This window comes from Lentzea miocenica (assembly GCF_033949945.1).
GTDB classification, from domain to species: Bacteria; Actinomycetota; Actinomycetes; order Mycobacteriales; family Pseudonocardiaceae; genus Lentzea; species Lentzea miocenica.
On record NZ_JAXAVW010000010.1, the window covers coordinates 43053 to 63319 of the forward strand.

General features: G+C 70.0%; 22 protein-coding genes and 1 pseudogene. 8 read left to right on the forward strand and 15 right to left on the reverse strand.

Annotated features, from left to right (window positions below; all coding sequences use genetic code 11):
- Positions 1–4: 4 nt before the first annotated feature.
- From SK803_RS13765 to SK803_RS13790, 6 genes are all read right to left on the reverse strand, one after another.
- Positions 5–790 carry a class I SAM-dependent methyltransferase gene (locus SK803_RS13765; protein WP_319966356.1) on the reverse strand — a complete coding sequence of 262 codons (786 nt, stop codon included), beginning with the start codon at positions 788–790 and terminating at the stop codon, positions 5–7.
- Positions 787–1959 carry an MFS transporter gene (locus SK803_RS13770; RefSeq protein WP_319966357.1) on the reverse strand — a complete coding sequence of 391 codons (1173 nt, stop codon included), beginning with the start codon at positions 1957–1959 and terminating at the stop codon, positions 787–789. Before SK803_RS13770 ends, SK803_RS13765 begins: the two co-directional genes overlap by 4 nt.
- Before the next feature lie 103 nt (positions 1960–2062).
- On the reverse strand, positions 2063–3145 hold the full coding sequence (locus SK803_RS13775; RefSeq protein ID WP_319966358.1) for a dipeptide epimerase: 1083 nt from the start codon (positions 3143–3145) through the stop codon (positions 2063–2065).
- A complete protein-coding gene (locus tag SK803_RS13780) occupies positions 3142–4200 on the reverse strand; it encodes a PLP-dependent cysteine synthase family protein (RefSeq protein WP_319966359.1) in 1059 nt (352 codons plus the stop codon). The genes SK803_RS13775 and SK803_RS13780 overlap by 4 nt, the downstream gene beginning before the upstream one ends.
- Positions 4197–4991, reverse strand: a complete 795-nt coding sequence (locus SK803_RS13785) for a Rossmann-like domain-containing protein (protein WP_319966360.1) — start codon at positions 4989–4991, stop codon at positions 4197–4199. Before SK803_RS13785 ends, SK803_RS13780 begins: the two co-directional genes overlap by 4 nt.
- Complete coding sequence (locus SK803_RS13790) at positions 4988–6238, reverse strand: ATP-grasp domain-containing protein (RefSeq protein WP_319966361.1); 1251 nt, start codon at positions 6236–6238, stop codon at positions 4988–4990. Before SK803_RS13790 ends, SK803_RS13785 begins: the two co-directional genes overlap by 4 nt.
- A 214-nt stretch (positions 6239–6452) precedes the next feature.
- On the opposite strand from SK803_RS13790, the gene SK803_RS13795 reads away from it, so the two are divergent.
- Positions 6453–7277, forward strand: coding sequence for an SAM-dependent methyltransferase (locus tag SK803_RS13795; protein WP_319966362.1), 825 nt, complete (start codon positions 6453–6455; stop codon positions 7275–7277).
- 55 nt (positions 7278–7332) lie between these two features.
- Positions 7333–8229, forward strand: coding sequence for an oxidoreductase (locus tag SK803_RS13800; protein WP_319966363.1), 897 nt, complete (start codon positions 7333–7335; stop codon positions 8227–8229).
- 41 nt (positions 8230–8270) lie between these two features.
- On the opposite strand, the gene SK803_RS13805 is transcribed toward SK803_RS13800, so the two are convergent.
- Positions 8271–8432 (reverse strand): cupin domain-containing protein, encoded by a 162-nt coding sequence (locus tag SK803_RS13805; RefSeq protein WP_319966364.1) that lies wholly within the window; start codon positions 8430–8432, stop codon positions 8271–8273.
- Positions 8433–8670: 238 nt separating this feature from the next.
- Here SK803_RS13805 and SK803_RS13810 point away from each other — a divergent pair, with 238 nt between their 5' ends.
- Positions 8671–9321, forward strand: coding sequence for a hypothetical protein (locus tag SK803_RS13810; RefSeq protein WP_319966365.1), 651 nt, complete (start codon positions 8671–8673; stop codon positions 9319–9321).
- Here the strand turns inward: SK803_RS13810 and SK803_RS13815 are convergent.
- The gene (locus SK803_RS13815; protein ID WP_319966366.1) at positions 9311–10477 is read right to left on the reverse strand and encodes an epoxide hydrolase family protein; all 1167 of its coding nucleotides are present in this window, start codon (positions 10475–10477) and stop codon (positions 9311–9313) included. The two genes, SK803_RS13810 and SK803_RS13815, sit on opposite strands and share 11 nt — an antisense overlap.
- Before the next feature lie 63 nt (positions 10478–10540).
- On the opposite strand from SK803_RS13815, the gene SK803_RS13820 reads away from it, so the two are divergent.
- The 3 genes from SK803_RS13820 to SK803_RS46510 all read left to right on the forward strand — a co-directional run bounded on the left by SK803_RS13820 (position 10541) and on the right by SK803_RS46510 (position 12277).
- Positions 10541–11500 (forward strand): helix-turn-helix transcriptional regulator, encoded by a 960-nt coding sequence (locus SK803_RS13820; protein WP_319966367.1) that lies wholly within the window; start codon positions 10541–10543, stop codon positions 11498–11500.
- A gap of 35 nt (positions 11501–11535) precedes the next feature.
- A complete protein-coding gene (locus tag SK803_RS13825) occupies positions 11536–11847 on the forward strand; it encodes an HD domain-containing protein (RefSeq protein ID WP_319966368.1) in 312 nt (103 codons plus the stop codon).
- 160 nt (positions 11848–12007) lie between these two features.
- Complete coding sequence (locus SK803_RS46510; RefSeq protein WP_406601530.1) at positions 12008–12277, forward strand: alcohol dehydrogenase catalytic domain-containing protein; 270 nt, start codon at positions 12008–12010, stop codon at positions 12275–12277.
- Here SK803_RS46510 and SK803_RS46515 read toward each other — a convergent pair.
- Together SK803_RS46515 and SK803_RS13840 are read right to left on the reverse strand one after the other, a co-directional pair.
- Positions 12222–12344: pseudogene (locus SK803_RS46515) on the reverse strand (sigma factor); the annotation flags it as partial. The gene SK803_RS46510 and the pseudogene SK803_RS46515 overlap by 56 nt on opposite strands.
- A gap of 60 nt (positions 12345–12404) precedes the next feature.
- Positions 12405–12596: a hypothetical protein gene (locus tag SK803_RS13840; protein ID WP_319966370.1), complete on the reverse strand. Its 192-nt coding sequence runs from the start codon at positions 12594–12596 to the stop codon at positions 12405–12407.
- Positions 12597–12922: 326 nt separating this feature from the next.
- Here SK803_RS13840 and SK803_RS13845 point away from each other — a divergent pair, with 326 nt between their 5' ends.
- Both SK803_RS13845 and SK803_RS13850 read left to right on the forward strand, forming a co-directional pair.
- Positions 12923–13501 carry a TetR/AcrR family transcriptional regulator gene (locus SK803_RS13845; protein ID WP_319966371.1) on the forward strand — a complete coding sequence of 193 codons (579 nt, stop codon included), beginning with the start codon at positions 12923–12925 and terminating at the stop codon, positions 13499–13501.
- A gap of 11 nt (positions 13502–13512) precedes the next feature.
- Positions 13513–15753: a molybdopterin-dependent oxidoreductase gene (locus SK803_RS13850; RefSeq protein WP_319966372.1), complete on the forward strand. Its 2241-nt coding sequence runs from the start codon at positions 13513–13515 to the stop codon at positions 15751–15753.
- 66 nt (positions 15754–15819) lie between these two features.
- On the opposite strand, the gene catC is transcribed toward SK803_RS13850, so the two are convergent.
- The 5 genes from catC to SK803_RS13875 are packed head-to-tail and all read right to left on the reverse strand — an operon-like array spanning position 15820 to position 20170.
- Positions 15820–16107 carry a muconolactone Delta-isomerase gene (catC, locus tag SK803_RS13855; protein WP_319966373.1) on the reverse strand — a complete coding sequence of 96 codons (288 nt, stop codon included), beginning with the start codon at positions 16105–16107 and terminating at the stop codon, positions 15820–15822.
- Positions 16108–16109: 2 nt separating this feature from the next.
- Entirely contained in the window at positions 16110–17228 is a 1119-nt protein-coding gene (locus tag SK803_RS13860) for a muconate/chloromuconate family cycloisomerase (RefSeq protein WP_319966374.1), read from the reverse strand.
- The gene (catA, locus tag SK803_RS13865) at positions 17225–18052 is read right to left on the reverse strand and encodes a catechol 1,2-dioxygenase (RefSeq protein WP_319966375.1); all 828 of its coding nucleotides are present in this window, start codon (positions 18050–18052) and stop codon (positions 17225–17227) included. Before catA ends, SK803_RS13860 begins: the two co-directional genes overlap by 4 nt.
- A gap of 7 nt (positions 18053–18059) precedes the next feature.
- Positions 18060–19604 (reverse strand): 4-hydroxyphenylacetate 3-hydroxylase family protein, encoded by a 1545-nt coding sequence (locus SK803_RS13870; RefSeq protein WP_319966376.1) that lies wholly within the window; start codon positions 19602–19604, stop codon positions 18060–18062.
- A 2-nt stretch (positions 19605–19606) separates the two neighbouring features.
- The gene (locus tag SK803_RS13875) at positions 19607–20170 is read right to left on the reverse strand and encodes a flavin reductase family protein (RefSeq protein ID WP_319966377.1); all 564 of its coding nucleotides are present in this window, start codon (positions 20168–20170) and stop codon (positions 19607–19609) included.
- Positions 20171–20267: the final 97 nt, after the last annotated feature.

Here is a 20267-nt window from a genome sequence, read left to right on the forward strand (position 1 = left end):
CCTTTCACTGGCACCCGCTTCGGCGGAGGCGGGCCACGACGTGGAGGCGGTCGCCGGACAGCGCGCCGCTCAGCGGGGCGTCGGCGGACCAGGGCTGGTCGGTGCGCGGGCCGGGCGCGTCGAACAGGGCCAGGACGTCGAACCCGGCGAGGCCGAGCAGGTGGCGCAGCTCTTGGGGGAACAGCAACCGCCAGGCCGACCGCTGCACGAGCGGTTCGGCGCGCCCGGCCCATTCCCACGCGCGCCGGCGGCGCAACAACTGGGCGGCGTGGTCGATCCACAGCTCGGTGTGCGACGTGTACTCCGTGCCCCGCCACATCACGGAACGCGTGCGTACACCGTCCAGAAGTTCGGTGTTGCCGAGGAAGAACGCGCCGTTGCGCATCTCCGCGACGAACAGACCGCCGGGCGACAGGTGCGCGCGACAGCGGCCCAGGAAGGCGTCGAGGTCGGAGTTGGTGTGGCAGTACAACATCGCGCTGTCGAGGCAGGTGACGACGTCGAAACGGCGGCCCAGGTCGAACGAGCGCATGTCGCCCAACGTCACGTCGACCGCCGGGTGGTGCGCGCGCACGTACGCGAGCATGTTCTCCGAACTGTCCACCCCGGCGACGCGATAACCGTTGCGGGACAACCAACCTGCGTCCCGGCCGGTGCCGCAGCCGATGTCCAGCAGGTCCCGTCCGCCGCCGAACCGGGTCACCACGTCGTGCACGAACCGGGCCGCGACGTGCCCGGGATCCGGGAACTGGTGCTCGTACAGCTCGGGGTTGTCGGTCAGCAGGTTCATCGGACGACCTCCGGTTGTGACGGCGTCAGCGCGCCACGGCGGTGCAACAGGGCCACGCCAGCGGCGCTGGTGAGCCCGATCGCCACGCACAGCAGGGACGCGAGCCGGTCACCGAATCCGCTCACCCACCCGATCGCGGTGTTGCCCAGGGCTGCGGCCAGTCCGGACCCGAGGTAGAACACGCCGAACTGGGTGCCCGCCAGGCTTTCCGGTCCGAAGGAGGGGATCAGGTCGTAGACGAGGGGGTTCGCGATCATCACGCCGACGGCCAGCGCGAGCGTGGCCACCAGCACCGGTACGAGCCCGGACCACAACGCGGGGACGGCGAAGCCCGCGCCCATGACGGCGAGGCCGGCCGCGATCACCGGCCCTCGAGCCCGGTTCGACAGCAGGCGGGTGATGCGGACCTGGAACAGCAGCGTGGCGACCGTGGACACGATGAACAGCGCGGCGACGACACCCGCCGATCCGGTGGCTTCCCGCGCCTGGATGGGCAGCAACAGGTAGAGCTGGTTCTGCAGCACGAACATCCCGCTCAGCACGCAGGTGAACGCCACGAACCGGCGGTTCGCCAGGCACTCGCGCCAGTCGCCCAGCACCGACCCGCCCCGGCGGGTGGCCGGCCGCGCGGGCAGCACGACGGCCTGGGCGACGGTCAGCACCGCGAAGATCCCGGCCGCCACCACCGCGGCGATCCGGAAGTCCCACAGCAGCAACACACTGCCGAGCACCGGCCCGAACAACGCGCCCGCCTGGGCGTAGACGTTGAACCGGGCGAAGGCCTCGGTCCGCGCCTCGCCCGCCTCCAACGCGATGTACGCCCGCACCGCCGGGTTGAACAGCGCACCCGCGAGCCCGCTGAGCACCGACGCGGCCAGCACCACCGCGAGCGAGTCACCGATCGCGAACAGCCCGAACCCCAGCGCGCGCAGTGCACAGCCGGCGAGGATGACAGTCCGCGGCCCCAACCGGTCCGACGCGGTGCCGCCCAGCAGGTACAGGCCCTGCTGGCTCAACGTCCGCACGCCGAGCACCACACCGATCACCGCGGCGGACATGCCCAGGCCGCCCAGGTGCACGACGAGGTAGGGGATGAGCAGGTAGAAGCCGGTGTTCACGGCGAACTGGTTGACCAGCAGCAGCCGCACCGGCAGCGCGAACCTGGTCATCGCGGCACCACGCCCGGACTTGGCACGCCGGGAGACCGCAGGGGTGCCGTCACTGCCCCGCCACACCCAGACGCTGGCAGGCCGGACAGCTGCAGGGGTGTCGTCATCGCGGCACCACGCCCGGACTTGGCACGCCGGGAGACCGCAGGGGTGCTGTCAAGCGCCGCACCACACCCAGGCCCGGCACCCCGGACAGCCGCAGGGTGCCGTCCTCGCCACCGATTCCCGACCACGGGTCGTCGGCCAGCAGCAGGTGTCCGTCCAGGTCGACCCACCGGGCGTGCCCGGCGAGGTGGACCGCGGGCGCGATGCCGAGCGAACTGGCCACCAGACAGCCGAGCATCACGTCCAGTCCGCCGTCGCGGGCGGCCGAGACGATCTCCAGCGCCGGCCGCAGACCTCCGCACTTGGCGAGCTTGATGTTGACGCCGTCCACCGCGCCCGCCAGCTTGCGCACGTCGGCGACCGTGGCGGCGTCCTCGTCGGCGACCAGTGGTGCCGGGCAGCGCTCGCGGACCCACGCCAGCGCGTCCGGGTCGCCGGGCGGGATCGGCTGCTCCACCGCGTCGAGCACGACACCGGCGGCGGTGATCCGTTCCACCACCCGCACCGCGTCGTCCGGACTCCAGCCGCCGTTGGGGTCCAGCACCAGCCGGGCGTCCGGAGCGGCGGCCCGGACCGCGGCCACCGCGGCGACGTCCCGTTCCGGATCTGCCCCGGCCTTGACCTTGAGCACGGAGAACCCGCGTCCGGTCAGCGCGGCGGCCCTGGCTGCCGCGTCCTCGGGTGTCGTGATGCCGATCGTGTAGGCGGTAGGGGTGTCGTGCCAGTGCAGGATGCCGGTGAGGGCGTGCACCGGCACGCCATGACGCAGGCCCAGCAGGTCGTGCAGTGCGGCGTCGACGGCCGCCCGCACTCCCTCCGGGACGGTGGCGTCCGCGTGCAGGGCGTCGAGCGCGGTCTCCGGTGAGCCGGCGCCCGTGAGAACCGGCCGCAACCGGTTCAACTGCGACGTGATCGCCTCCACGTCGAGCCGGTAGTAGGTGCTGGTCACCACTTCGCCGTGGCCTTGTAAACCGTCGTGCGTCACGAGGACTCGCACGGCGTCCCGGCGGGACATGACCGACCTGGAGATGCGCAGCGGTGTGTCCAGTTCGAGGCCGTAGACCTCCCAGTCGATGTTCATGCGAGCACCGCCGCCCGTGGTGCGACGACCGAGCGGGACCGCGTCCAGCCTGTCGCCTCCACGCTGTGCGGGTCGCCGATCTCCACCGGCCGGTCGGCTGCTCGGCCGAGCAGACCTCGGGCGTGGCAGAAGTCGTCGTCGAAGATCGTGCCAAGGTAGCGGTGCGGGCCGTCGGGGAAGACGGTCGCGACCACTGCGCCGGGCTCGACTCTGGCCGCCCAGGCGGCGACCAGCGCGACGGCGCCGCTGCTCCAGCCGCCCGTGACGAAGGCGTCGCGAGCGAGCCTGCGGCAGGCGTCCACCACCTCGACCGGGCCCAGCCAGTGCACCTCGTCGAACTCGGCGTAGGCGACGTTGCGGGGGTGGATGCTGCTGCCCAGCCCGCGCATCACCCTGGCCCGCGCGGGCTGCCCGAAGATCGTGGAGCCGGTGGCGTCCACACCGATCAACCGCACACCGGGCCAGTACCGGCGCAGTTCCCGGACGACGCCCGCGCTGTGCCCGCCGGTGCCCACGCTGCACACCAGCACGTCGACGGGATCGAGTTGCTCCACCAGTTCCCTGGCCAGCTCCGCGTACCCGCTGGGGTTGTCCGGGTTGTTGTACTGGTCGGGCCAGTACACGTCGGGGTACTCACGCAGCACGGCTTGGAGCCGGTCCAATCGCGCCTGCTGCCATCCGCCGACCGGGTGTGGCCGGTCGACCACCTCCAGCCGGGCCCCGTGCGCGCGCAACAGGGCGCGCATCGACGGCTCCAGCTCGCTGTCCACGACGAGGACCACTTGGTGGCCGAACGCCTGACAGGCGAACGCGAGGCCGAGACCGAGCGTGCCGCTGGTCGACTCCACCACCACCGCGCCGGGGCGCAGCTCACCGCGTTCACGAGCGGCGCGCAGCATGGACACGGCACCGCGCGCTTTCATGCCGCCGGCGCTCAGACATTCCAGCTTGGCCCAGAACCCGCCGTGCCGGTGCGGCAGTGGTGTGTCGATGCGGGCGACCGGGCTCTGTCCGAGAAGACCGAGCAGGTGCCGGTTCTGGCGGGGGACCGTCACGACGGGCGCTCCGTGTAGTGGTGGATCGTGGTGGGACCACCGTCGAGCCAGAAGAACGGGTACGGCTCGGCTGACACGGCGCGTACTCCGTCGCCGATGAACCACGGCAGGATCGCGCTGGCCGTCTGCGCGAACAGGACCACCGGCTTGCCCACGTCGGCGGCGCGGCGCAGCAGCGGTTCGAACGTGCCGTTGCCGACCGTCATCCCCGAGGCCAGCACGAGATCACACCCGTCGAGCGCGCTCTCCGCGTCCGTGGCGATCGGTTCGTCCCACTCGGTGTGACCGCCCTTGAGATCGCACGGCACGTACGTCGCGCCTCGCTCTCGCAGGTGGTGCAGCAGCGAGTTGACCACCCCGACCACCAGCACCCGGTCACCCGGTGCGGGGTCAAGCAGGTCGACGACGGCCTCCGCCCGTGCCATGGACTTGGCCAGGGAACCGCCGGGACCGATCGTGAGCGACTTCGTGGCGGCCAGGTGGTGCGGGCGGACGTGCGCCAGATAGGCGTCGAGCGCGGCGGTGCGGATGGCCGGGTTCGGGTGGCCAAGCAGGTCTTGCACCGTCGCGCCGACGCAGGCGTGCACCTCGTCGTCGGCGATGTCCTCCACCGCGCAGGAGCCGATCGCCTCCTCCACGCGCAGGCTGACCACGGTGTTGCGGTACGACTGCCCGCGCGTGGCGTGCCGGGCGCCCTGCCTGGTGGTGAACCCGACGGACACGGTGCACGTCGCCGGATCGGCACCCAGCCCGCCGCCCCGGACGAGCTCGACGAGGTCGGTGAGCGTCACGCGGGCACCTCGGCGTAGTCGACGGACAGACCGCTCACGACCTGCTCGGCCCGCGCACGTGCGCCGAGACCGGTCGGGTCGGTCACGACGACGTGGCCGAGGTAGCTGTTGTTGCTGGTCGGGTCGCCCGCCCGGTGGCCGGGCTGCTTGATCGCCCAATCCACCACACCGGGCGCGGTGGCGAGCGTGTCGGCGCCGTGGACAGCGGCGACCAGCCCGGAGCGTTGAGGCAGCACGAAGGAGATCGCGGCGCTGCGCACACCGGTGTCCGCCGGGCGCAGCTCCGGCCGTTCGCCCACGGCCAGCTGTGCGTAGGCGGCAGGGAGGTCGATGCCGGTGACGCGACGGACGAGCTCGGTGATCTGGTTGCCGGCCGGGCGCGGGTTGACCTCGACGAGCTTCGGGCCGTCGGGGGTCAGCTTGACCTCCGTGTGCGCGACGCCGCGATCCAGGCCCAAGGCCTCGATCGCGGCGATGGCGACCGCCTCGGCCTCGGCGGTGGGCAGGTCGGCGGGGAACATGTGCCCGCTCTCCACGAACCACGGGTCGCCCGCGATGCTCTTGTCGGTGACGCCGACGACGTGCGTCGTCCCGTCGACCGTGACGGTTTCGACGCTCACCTCAGGCCCGGTCAGCAGCTCCTCCACCAGCACGGTCCGCACCCTGGGCTGGTTGCGGGCGTTGACCGGGAACGCCTCCATCGCGGCGAACGCCTCGCGCAGCTGCGACTCGCCGGCCACCTTGCGCACGTGCATCCCGGCGCACAGGTCGACCGGCTTGACCACCAGCGGATACCCCAGCTCCGCGGCGGCCTTGGCCAGCGCGGGCCAGTCGTCGGCGAGGGCGAAGCGGGGGCCGGGCACACCCGCCTCGCGCAGGGCGGTGCGGGTGAGGTCCTTGCGGCACGCCCGTTCGACGGCGAGTGGATCAGGACCTGGCAGGCCCAGGTGCGCGGCGACCCGTGCGACGGTCGGGAGGTAGTAGTCGCAGGAGGAGATCACGCCGTCGAAGCGCAGGACCGCGTGCAGCTGTTCGACGTGGTCGAGCAGGGCGGGCACGTCGTTGGTCTCCGCCGTCAGCACGTTGTCCGCGGCCAGCAACGGGTGTGGGTGCGAGGGGGCCGCGCGCAGGTAGTGGTGCAGATCGCGGGTCAGGAAGGTGAAGCGATGCCCCGACTCGTTGACCGCCCTGGGCAGCAACGAGCTCATGGCACCGACCCAGCTCTCGATCATCAACAGGTGACCCACCAGTCCTCCTCCTCGGTCGCGAGCCGTGCGGCCGAAACTAGAGAACATGGTAATCATTATCGATGTCGTTTCGACACCGCCCTCTCGGGGAAGGCGCCTGAGCCGGGTGTGGTGAGCCGGCTGGGCTAACGTCGAACCGTCACCGCGGCCTTGGAGTTGTCCGGTGGGGCAACCGCGAGGAAGCGCTCACACGCGTCGATCGGATGGGGGATGTATGGCGGACGACTCGGCTGTGCGGTCGGGCGAGGTCGATCTCACTCGGCCCAGCGCGGCCAGGGTGTACGACTACTACCTGGGCGGCGCGCACAACTTCGCGGTGGACCGGGAGATGGCCGAGCGGGCGATGGGAATGTGGCCCGACCTGCCGTTGATCATGCAGGCGAACCGGGCGTTCCTGCGCCGCGCCGTGCAGTTCTGCGTCGACGCCGGCATCCGTCAGTTCCTCGACCTCGGCTCGGGCATCCCGACAGCGGGCAACGTGCACGAGGTCGCCCAGGCCGCGGCGCCCGAAGCCCGGGTCGTGTACGTGGACAACGATCCGATCGCCGTCGCGTACAGCCGCACCATCCTCGACGGGAACGAGCGGACCGCCGCCGTGCAGGCCGATCTGCGCAAGCCGGACGAGGTCCTGGGCAACCCGGAAGTCCGCTCGCTGCTGGACTTCGACGAGCCGATCGCGGTGATGATGGTCGCGGTGCTGCACTTCGTGTCCGACGACGACGACCCGGCGGCCATCGTCGCCGGATACCGCGAGGTGATGGCGCCCGGCGGTTTCCTGGTCCTCTCACACGCCAGTCAGGACGGTCAGCCGCACCAGGCCGACTCGCACCAGGACCTCTACCGCCGCACCCCGACCCCGATGACCATGCGCTCCAAGGCACAGGTCATCGATCTGTTCGAGGGTTTCGACGTGGTCGAGCCCGGCGTGGTGTTCCTGCCGCTCTGGAGGCCCGCGTCGCTCGACGACGTAGACGAACACCCGGAGCGGTTCAGCGGACTCGCCGCCGTCGGCCGACGGACAGCGACCACATCCCGTTGAGCGTGCGCGGTGACGACGAGGTCCGGCAACGCGGCCCGGCCCTAAGCTGGCGATCATGACCAAGCACCGGTGGACCGCCGGCGACCTTCCCGACTTGACCGGTCGCAGTGTCGTGGTGACCGGCGCGGCCAGCGGGGTGGGCCGCGGCACGGCGACCGCGTTCGCCGCGGCAGGGGCGCGCACGGTGCTCGCGGTGCGCGACGTCGCCGCCGGTGAACGGGCGGCGGCCGCGATGCCGGGCAACACCGAGGTCCGTGAACTGGACCTGGCGAACCTGGCGTCGGTGCGCGCGTTCGCCGAGGGCTGGCAGGGTGGACTCGACGTCCTGGTCAACAACGCCGGGGTGGCGATGACCCCGCACGGTCACACGGTGGACGGGTTCGAGCTGCAGTTCGGCACCAACCACCTCGGCCACTTCGCGCTGACCAACCTGCTGCTGCCCTCGATCACCGGCCGGGTGGTGACCGTGGCCTCCGGCGCGCACAAGGCGGGCGTGCTCGATCTCGACGACCTCGACTTCTCCCGCTCCGGCTACACCCCGGTGAAGGCCTACGGCCGGTCGAAGCTGGCGAACCTGCTGTTCACCCTGGAACTGGAACGGCGCTGCCGCGAGGCCGGGTCGCCCGTGCGCGCGCTGTCCTCGCACCCCGGCTACTCGGCGACCAACCTGGGCACCAAGGGGCGCAACCGGTATCTCGTCAAGGTCGTGCACCTGGTCGGGCGTTACCTGGCGCAGACCGAGGCGCAGGGCGCGCTGCCGTCGTTGTACGCGGCGACCCAGGACCTGCCGGGCGCCGGCTACGTCGGCCCGGACGGACGGTGGGAACTCCACGGCCACCCCGCGCTGGTCGGCCGATCGGCGGCGGCCAGCGACCCGGTGCTGGCACGGCGGCTGTGGGAGACGTCGGAGCGGCTCACCGGGGTGACCTTCCCGCTGGCCGCGAGTTCCTGAGGTCGGCCATATCGCGCTCGTACTGTCCGCGTTGAGTCACCTCAGTGCCACCATGACGGCGCCGTCACCACGACCGCACAACTGTCCACGCCGGACACAGCGGCGGGGAGTTCCGCGGCTGTGCGGGCACCGGGGGAGAAGCGGACGGTGTTCACCGGGACGTGCGAGGGTTCCTCGCCCTTGGCGATGACGTCGAACCACACGTCCGCGCACGCGAACCGTTCGCAGATTCGTCCCCGATGGACTTTGCCGATGCCGGACCGGTGACCTCGACGGACAGTGCGAAGTGTCCGTCCACGACCCACCGGTCTCACTTTGTGTAGCGGCGCGCTCACCGGGGGAATTGTGAGCATGAACACTCGCCTGCGACGTTCTCGTGTTCGTTTCGTAATGTTGCGCGCCGTGTGAACATGCCTCGTCCCCAACGCAAGGTGTACCTGAATGCAGGGCCGACATAGACCGCCGCCGACAGCCAGCCGGAAGCTGCCCATCGCAGTCGCCGTCACCCTCGGCGCGGGCCTGGCCGCGACCTTCTGGGTCGTCCGAGGTTCCGACCAGCAGGTCGATCCAGCCGGCGCGGCCGCCCTGCTGGCGGCCCCGTCGACCTCTGTCAGCCAAGACCTGCGGCCTGCCACGTCATCGAGCACCGCGCCGCCGTCCTCGCAACCTCCGGCGACCACGACACCGCCTCCGGTGACCACGACCACCACGCCGCCTCCGCCACCGCCTCCGCCGCCCTGTCCGACCACCCTGGACGGAGTCAAGCCGCATGTGGCGCAGGTAGGCCACCACATCGCGGGCAAGTTCGGCGTCAAGGACATCGGCGGCGCCGCCGGCCGGGGCGGTTCCGGCGACCATCCCTCCGGCCTGGCGCTGGACTTCATGGTCGACACCGCCACCGGTAACGCCCTGGCCGACTACGTGCTGGCCAACCGCAAGGCGTTCGGCGTCACCTACGTGATCTGGCGCCAGCGCTACAACGACGGCAGCGGCTGGTCGCCGATGGAGGACCGGGGTAGTCCCACGGCCAACCACATGGACCACGTGCACGTGTCGTTCCAGGCGAACGCGACCGTCAACGTCACCTGCTGATCTCTTCGAGCGGCGTGGAGATGCCGCGGAAGAAGGCGCGGATGTCGTCCGCGAGCAGCTTCGGCGCCTCCATCGCGGGGAAGTGACCACCCTCGGTGAACTCGCTCCAGTGGCCGATCGCCTTCCAGGGGTCCATCGCGCGGCGCACGAGCGGGTGGGTGTCGAACACGGCCCATCCGGACGGCACGCTGGAGGCCATGACCAGGTCGAGTCCGGAGTGCTCGGACTCGTAGTAGAACTGCGCGCTCGACGCGCCGCTGCGGGTGAACCAGTACAGGCTGATGTTCGTGAGGAGTTGGTCGCGGTCGACCGACTCGTCCGGCGTCCGGTGGTCGCCGCTGGTCCGGGTCTTGAACTTCTCGGCGATCCACGCGAGTTGACCGACCGGCGAGTCGGTGAGCGCCGCGCCGATCGTGTCGGGACGGTGGTCCTGCATCAGGAGATACCCGCGGTCGGCCGCATCCTCGGTGCGCACTGCCTCGATCTGGGCGATCTCGTCGTCGGACAGGCCATCGGGGTAGGGGAACTTGTCGCCGAGAAGCCCGAGCCACCGCGGGTCGCTGCCGATGTGCGTGCCGATGACGCGCTCCGGGTAGAGCGCCGCGAGGCGACCGGTGGTGCCGGCACCGATGTCGGTGCCGTGGGCCGCGAACCTCTCGTAGCCGAGACGCGTCATGATCTCGGCGTAGGCGTCCGTCGTCCGCGCCAGCTCCCAGCCGGTCCCTGACAGCGGGGTGGAGAACCCGAAGCCGGGCAGGGACGGGATGACCACGTGGAACTCATCGGTCAGCAGCGGGACGAGTCGCTGGTACTCGACGAACGATCCCGGCCAGCCGTGGTTCAGGACCAGCGGGGTGGCCTCCGGGTTCGCCGATCGAGCGTGGACGACGTGGAACGTCTGGCCGTTGACGGCCGTCGTGAACTGTTCGTGCTCGTTGAGCTTCTCCTCCTGCGCACGCCAGTCGAATCCGTCGCGCCAGTACTCGGCGAGCTCCTTCAGGTACACCAGCGGGATGCCGCGGCTGAAGTCGGTGCGATCGTCCCGGCCCGGCACGGGGATCGGCCAGCGCGTGTGTGCCAGCCGGTTGCGCAGGTCGTCGAGGTCCGTCTGCGGGATGTCGATGCGGAACGGGGTGAGTGCGTTGTTCTCGTTCATGACCGGGACGTTTCCAGGCAATGCGGCAGGTTGGCTTCCGCAATTGCTGGAATGATCGAGAACATGTTGGAGACCTCGGCCCGTCTGCTCGAGCTGCTGTCGTTGCTCCAGCTCAAGCGCGACTGGACGAGCACCGAGCTCGCCCGACGGCTCGAGGTGAGCACGAGGACCGTGCGCGCCGACATCGGCAAGCTGCGGTCGCTCGGGTATCCCGTCGATGCGCGCCCCGGCGTCGCCGGCGGGTACCGGCTCGCCGCGGGGACGGCGATGCCCCCACTGCTGCTCGACGACGACGAGGCCGTCGCCGTCGCGGTCGGACTGGGCGCGGTCGCGACTCAAAGGCTCGGAGTCGAAGAGACCTCGCTCACCGCGCTCGCGAAGTTGGAGCAGGTGCTGCCCTCGCGTCTGCGTCGGCGCGTGGAGGCGGTGCGCGAGGCGATGAGCGTTGTTCCAGGAGCTGGGCCGCCGCTCGATCCCTCGGTTCTCGGCGCGGTCGCAGCCGCGATTCGCAGCCACGAACGGCTCCGCTTCGGATACACCAAGCCTGGGGGCGACGAAGAGGCGCGTCACGCAGAACCGCAACGGCTGGTGAGCTGGGGAGCGCTCTGGTACCTGCTCGCGTGGGATCTCGACCGTGACGACTGGCGGGTCTTTCGTGTCGACCGCATGGTTCCGCGCGCGCCGACGGGTGCGCGGTTCCGGCCGCGCGTGATCCCGGATGACAGCGTCGTCGAGTACGTCGTCAGACGCGTCAGCAAGGGAGCCTGGAAGTACCGCGCCCGGCTACTCGTGCACGCTCCCGCCGCCAAGGTCGCCGCGAAGATCCACATCCCGGTCGACATCGAGGTGGTCGACGAGTTCACGTGCCGTGTCGAGGTGGGTTCCGACGATCCGGACCGGCTCGCGCTGTGGATGGCACAGCTCGACGTCGACATCGAGGTGATCGACGGAGACGAGCTCGTGGTGGCGTTCGATCGCCTCGCGACGAGGTTCCGCCGCGCGGCCTGCTCGACGACGGTCTGAGTTCCTGTACGCACCTCGTCCTCTGCATCTCGGCCATGGGCTGGGGATCGCGAAGGCGGTTCCACGCTGACAGGCTCGGCGCGAAGCCGGACCCGGACTTGCTCTACCCGGCGGCCATGTTCCACGACACCGGTCTGTTGACTGCCTTCTCCGGTGCCGAGCAGCGCTTCGAGGTCGATGGTGCCGACCACGCGCGCAAGTTCCTCCTGGATCGGGATTTCTCGGTTGCCGCCGCTGAAACGGTCTGGACGGCGATCGCGCTGCACAGGCTCAAGAGCCGCCCCGAAACCACGAACGGCATCGTGAACTCCGACGTGCTCGACCACTTCGTTCCCGGCTTCCAGTGAACGACGACGGTCGAGCGCATCGCCGGGGCCCCTTGGCCGAGCTGACAACGTGCGCTCGCACGACCCAGCCACTCTGAACACTGCCCCGAAGGGATCGACCATGCGCGCGATCACCGTGCGAGACCGTGCCGCGGGTGCCGCCGGCCTCACCCTGACTGACATGCCGTACCCCCACGCCGCGGAGAACGACGTCATCGTGCGCGTGCATGCCGCGGGCTTCACCCCCGGAGAACTCGACTGGCCGGCAACCTGGACCGACCGTGCCGGCCGCGACCGGACGCCCAGCATCCCCGGACACGAGTTGTCCGGAACCGTCGCCAGCGCAGGCGTCTGCGCTCGGCGAGGAACGTCCGGACGTCGACCTGCCGCAGGTACGCCTCGATCCCGCTCCGGTCGGCCAGCCTCGGCCCGGCCTGGTAGAGCTTCATGAACGCCGACTGCATCACGTCCTCCGCCTCGTGCCAGTTGCCGCACAGCAGATAGGCGGTGAACCGCATCGAGTCCGCGTACCGGTCGAAGAGTTCGGCGAACTCGGTTTCCCAGCTCAGCGTTGTCCCCTATCCGATGAGCCGTGGTGGCGAGGACGGCACAGGCGAAGGCGTTCTCCGCCACGTCATGTCATCCGTGCGGACCACTGTGGGACGCTGCTCCGGACTTCGTTCGGCATCGCGGAGCGCGAGCACCGGAATCGCGATGACCGCGAGGGCGAGCAGGAACACCACCGCCGCGATCACCTGGCCCGCTCGCACCGCGACTCCCTGAGGATCAGTGGCGCCTGGCAGACGCCTTCACCTTTATCCATGCGATGGGGGACCGGTTTGGTTGCCCGTGTGCTCTGAATCGCACCACCGACACGTGCGGTTGTTGCAGACGATGGGCGCCCGGCGATCCTGGCGTCCACTCCAGACTGCGGAGAAATCGTCCTCTGTGGAGTGCGCGGTGACTCCGTCGGACGCGTGGGGTCCCTGACTCGGCCGGCACGAGGCTGGGGGCTCGCACACCCCTCACCTGCCCCCCCCGATGGCTACTGACACCGACTATGGTCTCTGTCATACTCCCGAGTAAGGGAGATGTGATGAGCAACGAAGGCAGGCGGGGCACCAAGCAGCGGATGCTGGACAGCGCGGTGCTGCTGCTGCGAGAACGTGGTGCGGCCGGTGTGACGGTCGACGCTGTTCTGGCGCACAGCGGTGCGCCGCGAGGTTCCGTCTACCACCACTTCCCCGGCGGCCGGAACGAGATGGTCCTGGGCGCTGTCCGCCAGGCAGGGGACTACATCGCCACCATGGTCAGCGAGTCGGCGGCCGAGAGCGACGTCCGGCAGATGATGGACCGTCTCGTCGCCTTCTGGAAGCGGGCGCTGACCAGGACCGACTACCGGGCGGGCTGTCCCGTCGCCGCGATGGCCATGGACAGCCGTGACCTCGTCCCCGACGCCGGTGACGTGGTGCGGGAGATCTTCACCAGTTGGCAGACCAGCCTGGCGAAAGCGTTGGCCGCCAATGGTTTCGCGGCACAACGCGCGCAGCGGCTGGCGACGTTGGTCGTGTCCGCGATCGAGGGAGCGATCATCCTCTGCCGCGCTCACCGTGACCTGGGCCCGCTCGACGACGTGCTCGTCGAGATCGCGCCCCTGCTGGAGCGACGAGACTAGGAGCCTGGCTCATGTGGAAACCCAGCGCCTGCATCCTCTGCGAGTGCAACTGCGGGATCGAGATCCTCGTCGGTGACGACGGCCGGTCGTTCGACAAGATCCGCGGCGACAAGCTCCACCCCGCGTCAGCCGGCTACACCTGCAACAAGGCGCTGCGCCTCGACCTGCACCAGAACGGCGACACGGGCCGGATCACGCACCCGTTGCGCAGGCGGCCCGACGGCACCTTCGAGGAGATCGACTGGGACACCGCGATCAGCGAGATCGCGGCGCGCCTGGGCGAGGTCCGCGACACCTTCGGCGGGGAGACGATCTTCTACTACGGTGGCGGCGGTCAGGGCAATCACCTCGGCGGCGCGTACTCGCCCGCCACCTTGGCCGCGTTCGGCGCGCGTTACCGCTCGTCCGCGCTCGCGCAGGAGAAGACCGGCGAGTTCTGGGTCAGCGCCCGCATGCTCGGCAACATGACCCGCGCGGACTTCGAACACTGCGAGGTCGCGCTGTTCGTCGGCAAGAACCCGTATCAGTCGCACGGCTTCCCACGCGCCCGTTCGGTGCTCAAGGAGATCGCCAAGGACCCGGCCCGGTCGATGATCGTGATCGACCCCGTGCGGACCGAGACGGCGGAGCTGGCCGACTTCCACCTCCAGGTGCGGCCCGGCACCGATCTCTACCTGCTGACCGCGCTGGCCGCCGTGCTCGTGCAGGAGAACCTGATCGCCGCTGACTGGCTCGCCGAGCACGCGGACGGCCTCGACGCCGTCACCGCTGTCCTGCGGCAGGTACCCGTCGGCGACTACTGCGTCATCGCCGACGTCGAGGAAACGCTGGTGCGGGCGGTCGCCACCCGGATCGCCGCCGCGGACTCCGTGGCCGTGTTCGAGGACCTCGGGGTCCAGATGAACCGCGACTCCACGCTGGTGAGCTACGTCGAGAAGCTGGTCTGGCTGCTCACCGGCAACTTCGGCAAACAAGGCGCCCAGTACGTGCCCTCCAGCCTGGTGCCGATCGGCCGTGACCGCGGGCACGCGGAAGGCGAGGGCCCGCGCAGCCCGGTCGCGGGCGCACGGATCATCAGCGGTCTCGTGCCGTGCAACGTGATCGCCGAAGAGATCCTCACCGACCACCCGGCCCGCTACCGGGCGATGCTGGTGGAGAGCGCGAACCCCGCGCACTCCCTGGCGGACTCGGCGCGCATGCGGGAGGCGCTCGCCGCGCTGGAACTCGTGGTCGTCATCGACATCGCGATGACCGAGACCGCGCGCCTGGCCGACTACGTGCTGCCCGCGCCGACGCAGTTCGAGAAGTTCGAGGCCACGTTCTTCAACTTCGACTTCCCGCGCAACATCTTCCACCTGCGCCATCCCGTCGTGCCCGCGCCGGAGGGCGTGCTGCCAGAACCGGAGATCCACGCCAGGCTGGTCGAGGCGACCGGCGCGCTCACCGAACATGACTACGCACCGTTGCGCGCGGCCGCGGCCGCCGGACGTGCGGAGTTCGCGCAGGCATTTCTCGCGGTCCTCGCGGACCCGGCGAAGCGGCGGCTCGCACCCGTCCTGCTGTACCGCACCCTCGGCCCGACGCTGCCGCACGACGCCTCAGCGGCCGCCGTGCTGTGGATGGCCGCGCACGAGTGCGCTCGCAAGAACCCGGCCGGTGTTGAAAAGGCCGGCTACGGGTCCGGGCTCGCGGCGGGGGAGCGGCTCTTCGACGCGATCGTCAACGGCCGGCACGGCGTGCACATCACCGACGACGAACACGACGTGTCATGGCAGCGCCTGCACGGTGACCGGATCAACCTCGCCGTGCCGGAACTGCTCGCCGCGGTGGCCGCACTGGGTGACAGGCCCGTCCCGCGGCAGGATCCGGACTGGCCTTTCGTGCTGTCCGCGGGGGAGCGACGCGCGTTCACGGCCAACACGATCATGCGTGACCCCAGCTGGCGGCGGCGTGACCCGGACGGCCGCCTGCGCATCAGCGTCACCGACGCGACACGGCTGGGCGTCACGACAGGCGACCGGGTCAGGCTCACCACCCGGCGCGGCACCGCGGACGTGTCCGTGGACGCCACGGACACCATGCGCTCCGGTCACATCTCGCTTCCCAACGGCCTCGGGCTCACAGTGCAGGAGCGCACGGGCGTTGCTCCCAACGAGCTCACTGCCGCCGAAGACCGTGACGAATGGGCAGGCACACCGTGGCACAAGCACGTGCCGGCCCGACTCGAACCGCTCGGACCGGAGGCCGGTTAGCAGCGAGGTTGTCGTCCGCCGGCACGTCGGCGAGCGACCGCCACACCAGGCCTTCACGAACAGCCGTCATGATTGGGCGGCGAGGTCCGAGGGATGCGTCGCCAGCGGCGTCACCTGCACCCGCATGTACTCCCACAACGGTAACGACGACAGGAACGCGTGCAGCTCGTCGTTGGACGGCACGTCGAAGACGCTGATGTTGCTGTACTGCCCAACGACGCGCCACAGATGTGGCCACACGCCCAGCTTCTGCAGCTCCAGCGCCCGTTCCTTCTCGGCGCGCACCAGTTCGGCGCGGTCGTTGGGTTCCATGTCGTGGGGCAGGGAGACGTCCATCCGCACGTGGAAGAGCACGGTCACCTCCTGGTGAAGGCCGCGACGGCCGCGGGGTCGAGCTCGACGCCGAGCCCCGGGCCGACCGGCAGGTGCAGGTTGCCGCCGTCGTACCGCAGTGGCGTGGCCAGCAGCTCCTCACGCATGAGCAACGGCCCGAACAGCTCGCTGCCCCAGGTCACGGCGGGTGAGGCGCAGGCGAGGTGCAACGACGCCGCCGTGCCGACCGGGCTCTCGATCGAGGTGCCGCCGTGGCAGGGAATGCCCGCCGCGGCCGCGATCGAGGCGATGGCCGCCGTTGCACGCAGCCCGCCGGACTTGGTGGTCTTCAGCGAGAACACGTCCGCTGCTCGCAAGCCCGCCAGCCGCAACGCGTCCGACGGCGTGCGCAGCGACTCGTCCGCCATCACCGGGATCGGCAGCGCGTGGTTGATCTCCGCGAGCCACTCGACCTCGGCACCCGGCACCGGCTGCTCCACCAGTTCCACGCCTGCGTCGGCCAGCTCTGGCAGGTAGCGCAACGAGGTCAGCCGGTCCCAGCGCGCGTTCAGGTCGACCCGCACGCCCGCGACACCCTGCAGCTTCTCCGCGATCACGCACACGCGCCGCACGTCGTCGGCCGGATCCTGCGCACCCATCTTGAGCTTGAAGCTGCGGTGCCCGGCGTCCAGCCTGGCCATCGCCTCCTCGATGACGACGGCGGCCGGTTCGGTGCCCAGCGCCCACGTCACGGGGATCGACGTGCGCGCGAGCCCGCCGAGCAACGTGTGCACAGGAACGCCCAAAGACCTGGCCCACGCGTCGTGCAGCGCGACCTCCACGGCGGCCTTCGCGTAAAGGTTGGCGTTCACGACGTCGTTGACGGCCTGCAGGATGCCCGCGATGTCGTCGACCCGGCGGCCCAGCAGCAACGGGGCGATGTACTGGTCGACGACCACCTTCATGGTCTCGACCGACTCCCCGCCCCACCACGGCCCGCCCGGCACGACACCCTCGCCGAGGCCGACCGCCCCGCCCGCGGTCCGGACGTGGACGAGCAGCACGGGCTGCGCGTCCATGCCGGTGCGGGCGAAGCGGTGCGGCCGGACGAGCGGGACGTCCAGCAGGACCGTGTCCACGCCGTCGATCAGCAGGTCGTTCATGCCGGTTCGAGCACGAAGTCGTACGAGACGCGCTGGTCGGAGGGGGTCAGCACGAGTTCGGGCTTCACCGCTTCGGCGACGTCGCTGTCGACGTACTCCCCGCCCGCGAAGTAGAGCTGCGTCGTGATCGGACGGTGTCCCGGCGCCCGCACGATGAGGTGCAGGTGCGCGGGCCGCCACGGGTGCCAGCCCGCCGCGTCGATCAACCGGCCGGTCGGCCCGTCGGTCGGGATCTGGTACGGCGCGGGCTGCACCGTGGAGATCTCGAAGCGGCCGTCCTCGTCGCAGGTCACGACCGCGCGCAGGTTCCCGTCCGGGATGCCGGGCGCGAACCCCGAGTAGTAGCCCTCGGAGTCGGCGTGCCAGATGTCGAGCTCCGCACCGGCCAGCGGCCGGCCCGCGAGGTCCGTCACGCGCCCGGAGAACACCAGTGGGTCGCCCTTCTCTCCTGGCCGCATCGGCAGCGTCGACACCGCCGGGAGCGACACCTGGTCCGGCAGGTAGTACGGCCCGAGGATGCTGCCCTTGGTGCCGTCCTGCGTGCGGGCGGCCACCTCCTCGACGACGTGCTCCACGAACACGTCCAGGAACAACGGCCACTCGCCGCCCTCGCCGAGATCCATCAGCCACTGCTTCGCGGCCTGGAACTCGGGATAGGTGACGTCGTGAGCGCGAATCACTTCGTGCACGCCCTTCAGGACAGCGGTGGCCACAGTGGACACCCGCTCAGCGGAGACGGCGACGCCTTCCCTTGCAGAGGAACGGAAGCTGGCGCTGGCGGACGCGCCGGAGTCGGCGGCGGTGGGGGAGTGGACGGCGGTCATCGGGAGGTCACCTTCCGTTCAGGGAGGTCGCGCCGGGGTTGAAAAGATCGGCAACGGTCCAGCCGTTCAGGTCGTACTCGGCCATGCACTGCTCGGCGAAGCCCTTCATGGAATCAGCCATGCCGGACTGCTGCGCGGCGAACAGCATCTCGGCGCGCACACCCTCGTGGTTGCCGGAGTAGTTGCGCTCGTACAGCTCGTGCCGGCCGCCGAACTCGCTGCCGATCGAGTCCCAGATCAGCTTCATCAGCTTCACGCGCTCGACGGCGTCCATGCCGTTCGAGCCGCGCACGTACTTGTCGAGGTACGGCCGCGTCTCCTCGGACTGGAAGTCCTTGGCCGACGACGGAAGGTAGATCAGCGCGGAACCCATGTCCTGCATGATGATCTCGCGGATCCGCGGGTAGCCGACGGTCATGAACCACCGGTAGGCGAGTCCGAAGTCGAGGTGCGGCAGCACCGCGCCGTCGACCCACGCGTCCGGCTTCGCGCACATCGCCTCGGACAGCGCGTGGAACAGGTTGCGCCACCCGATGACCTCGCCGACGCGGGTCTGGATGCCGCGGAAGTCCTTGACCCCGGTGGCTTCCACGCCCTTGAGCAGCAGTCCGGCGATGAAGTCGAGCTTGACCGACAGCCGCGTGACGCCGTGGAACGTGAAACGGTGCAGGAAACCGGAACCGGGGAAGAACGTGCTGGCCTTCTCCGCGTCGCCGTAGATGAAGACGTTCTCCCACGGGATCTTCACGCGGTCCAGCACGAAGATCGTGTCGTTCTCGTCGAACCTCGACGACAGCGGGTAGTCGAACGGCCCGGTGGTCTTGTCGACGTTGGCGGCGTAGGAGTTGCGGCAGATCAGCTTCATGCCCGGCGCGCCCATCGGCACCGTGCACACCAACGCGAACTCGCGCTTCTTGATCGGCAGGCCGTAGTGCGCGATGAAGTTGTAGTTCGTGATCGCCGAACCGGTGGCGACGACCTTCGCGCCGGACACGATCAGACCGTCGTCACGTTCCTCTTCGACGTGCATGAACACGTCGCTGACCTCGTCGGGGTTGCGGTCGCGGTCCACCGGCGGGTTGATGATCGCGTGGTTCCAGTACAGGACCTTCTCCTGCGACTCCTGGTACCAGCGCCGGGCGTTGTCCGCGAACGGGTTGTAGAAGTCGGCGTTGGCGCCGAGGGTGCCGAGGAACGCGGCCTTGTAGTCGGGGCTGCGGCCCATCCAGCCGTAGGTCATCTTCGCCCACTCCGCGATGGCGGCGCGGTCGGCGTAGAGATCGGTGCTGCTGCGGGGAGTGCGGAAGAACGGGTGGGTGAAGCCGCTGCTGCCGGTGTCGGTCGGCGCGGTCAGCACAGCTTGCTTGTCCGGGTCGTGCAGCGCGTCGTAGAGCCGGGCGGTCATCCGGACGGAGTTGCGGAACGCCGGGTGCGTGGTGACGTCGCCGACCTTCTCGCCGCCGAGGAAGACCTCGCGTCCGTCCCGAATGGACTCGATGTACTCCTCGCCGGTCATCGGCCGGGTCGTGCGTTGCTGCTGCTGCGTGGTCATGCCTAACCCTTCAGCGTTGAAGTGGTCCGCAGTGGGGCGAAATCGGATCCGAACCACCCGATGTCGGGGCAGTCGACGGAACTCATCCAGTGGTCCGCGGTGCGTGCCGCGATCTCGCGGAACGCGCCACCGAAGAACAGCAACGGATCGGCGTCGCTGGTGTGCAGGTGCGCGACCTCCCCGACGACGATCAGGTGGTCGCCGCCGTCGTACGTGCGCCAGGGCAGGCACGAGATGGTCGCGGCGGTGCCGAGCAGGACGGGGGCGGTCGGCCCGTCGGCCCAGCGGGGTGCGGGCCCCTGGGGGCGGCCCGCGAAGGTCCAGGCAGCGTCGATCTGGTCGGCGGCCAGGACGTTGACGGCGAACGGCTTGTCGTCGAGGAACCGGCAGGCCTTGGACTCGCGGGTCAGCGTGACCTGGCACAGCGCCGGTTCGAGCGAGACGGCGGTGAAGGCGTTGACGGTCGCGCCGTGCGGCTCGCCGTCGTCGTTGCGGCAGGTCACGACCGTGACGCCGGTGGCGAACCTGCCGAACCCGGTGCGGATTGTGCGGTGATCCAAGGTCATCTCCCGCTCCTCCTGTACGCTGTGCGTACAGCTTGTACGCTTTGCGGTTACATGAGGGTGCACCGACGTTGCGGGCATGTCAACGGGTGGTGGTGCG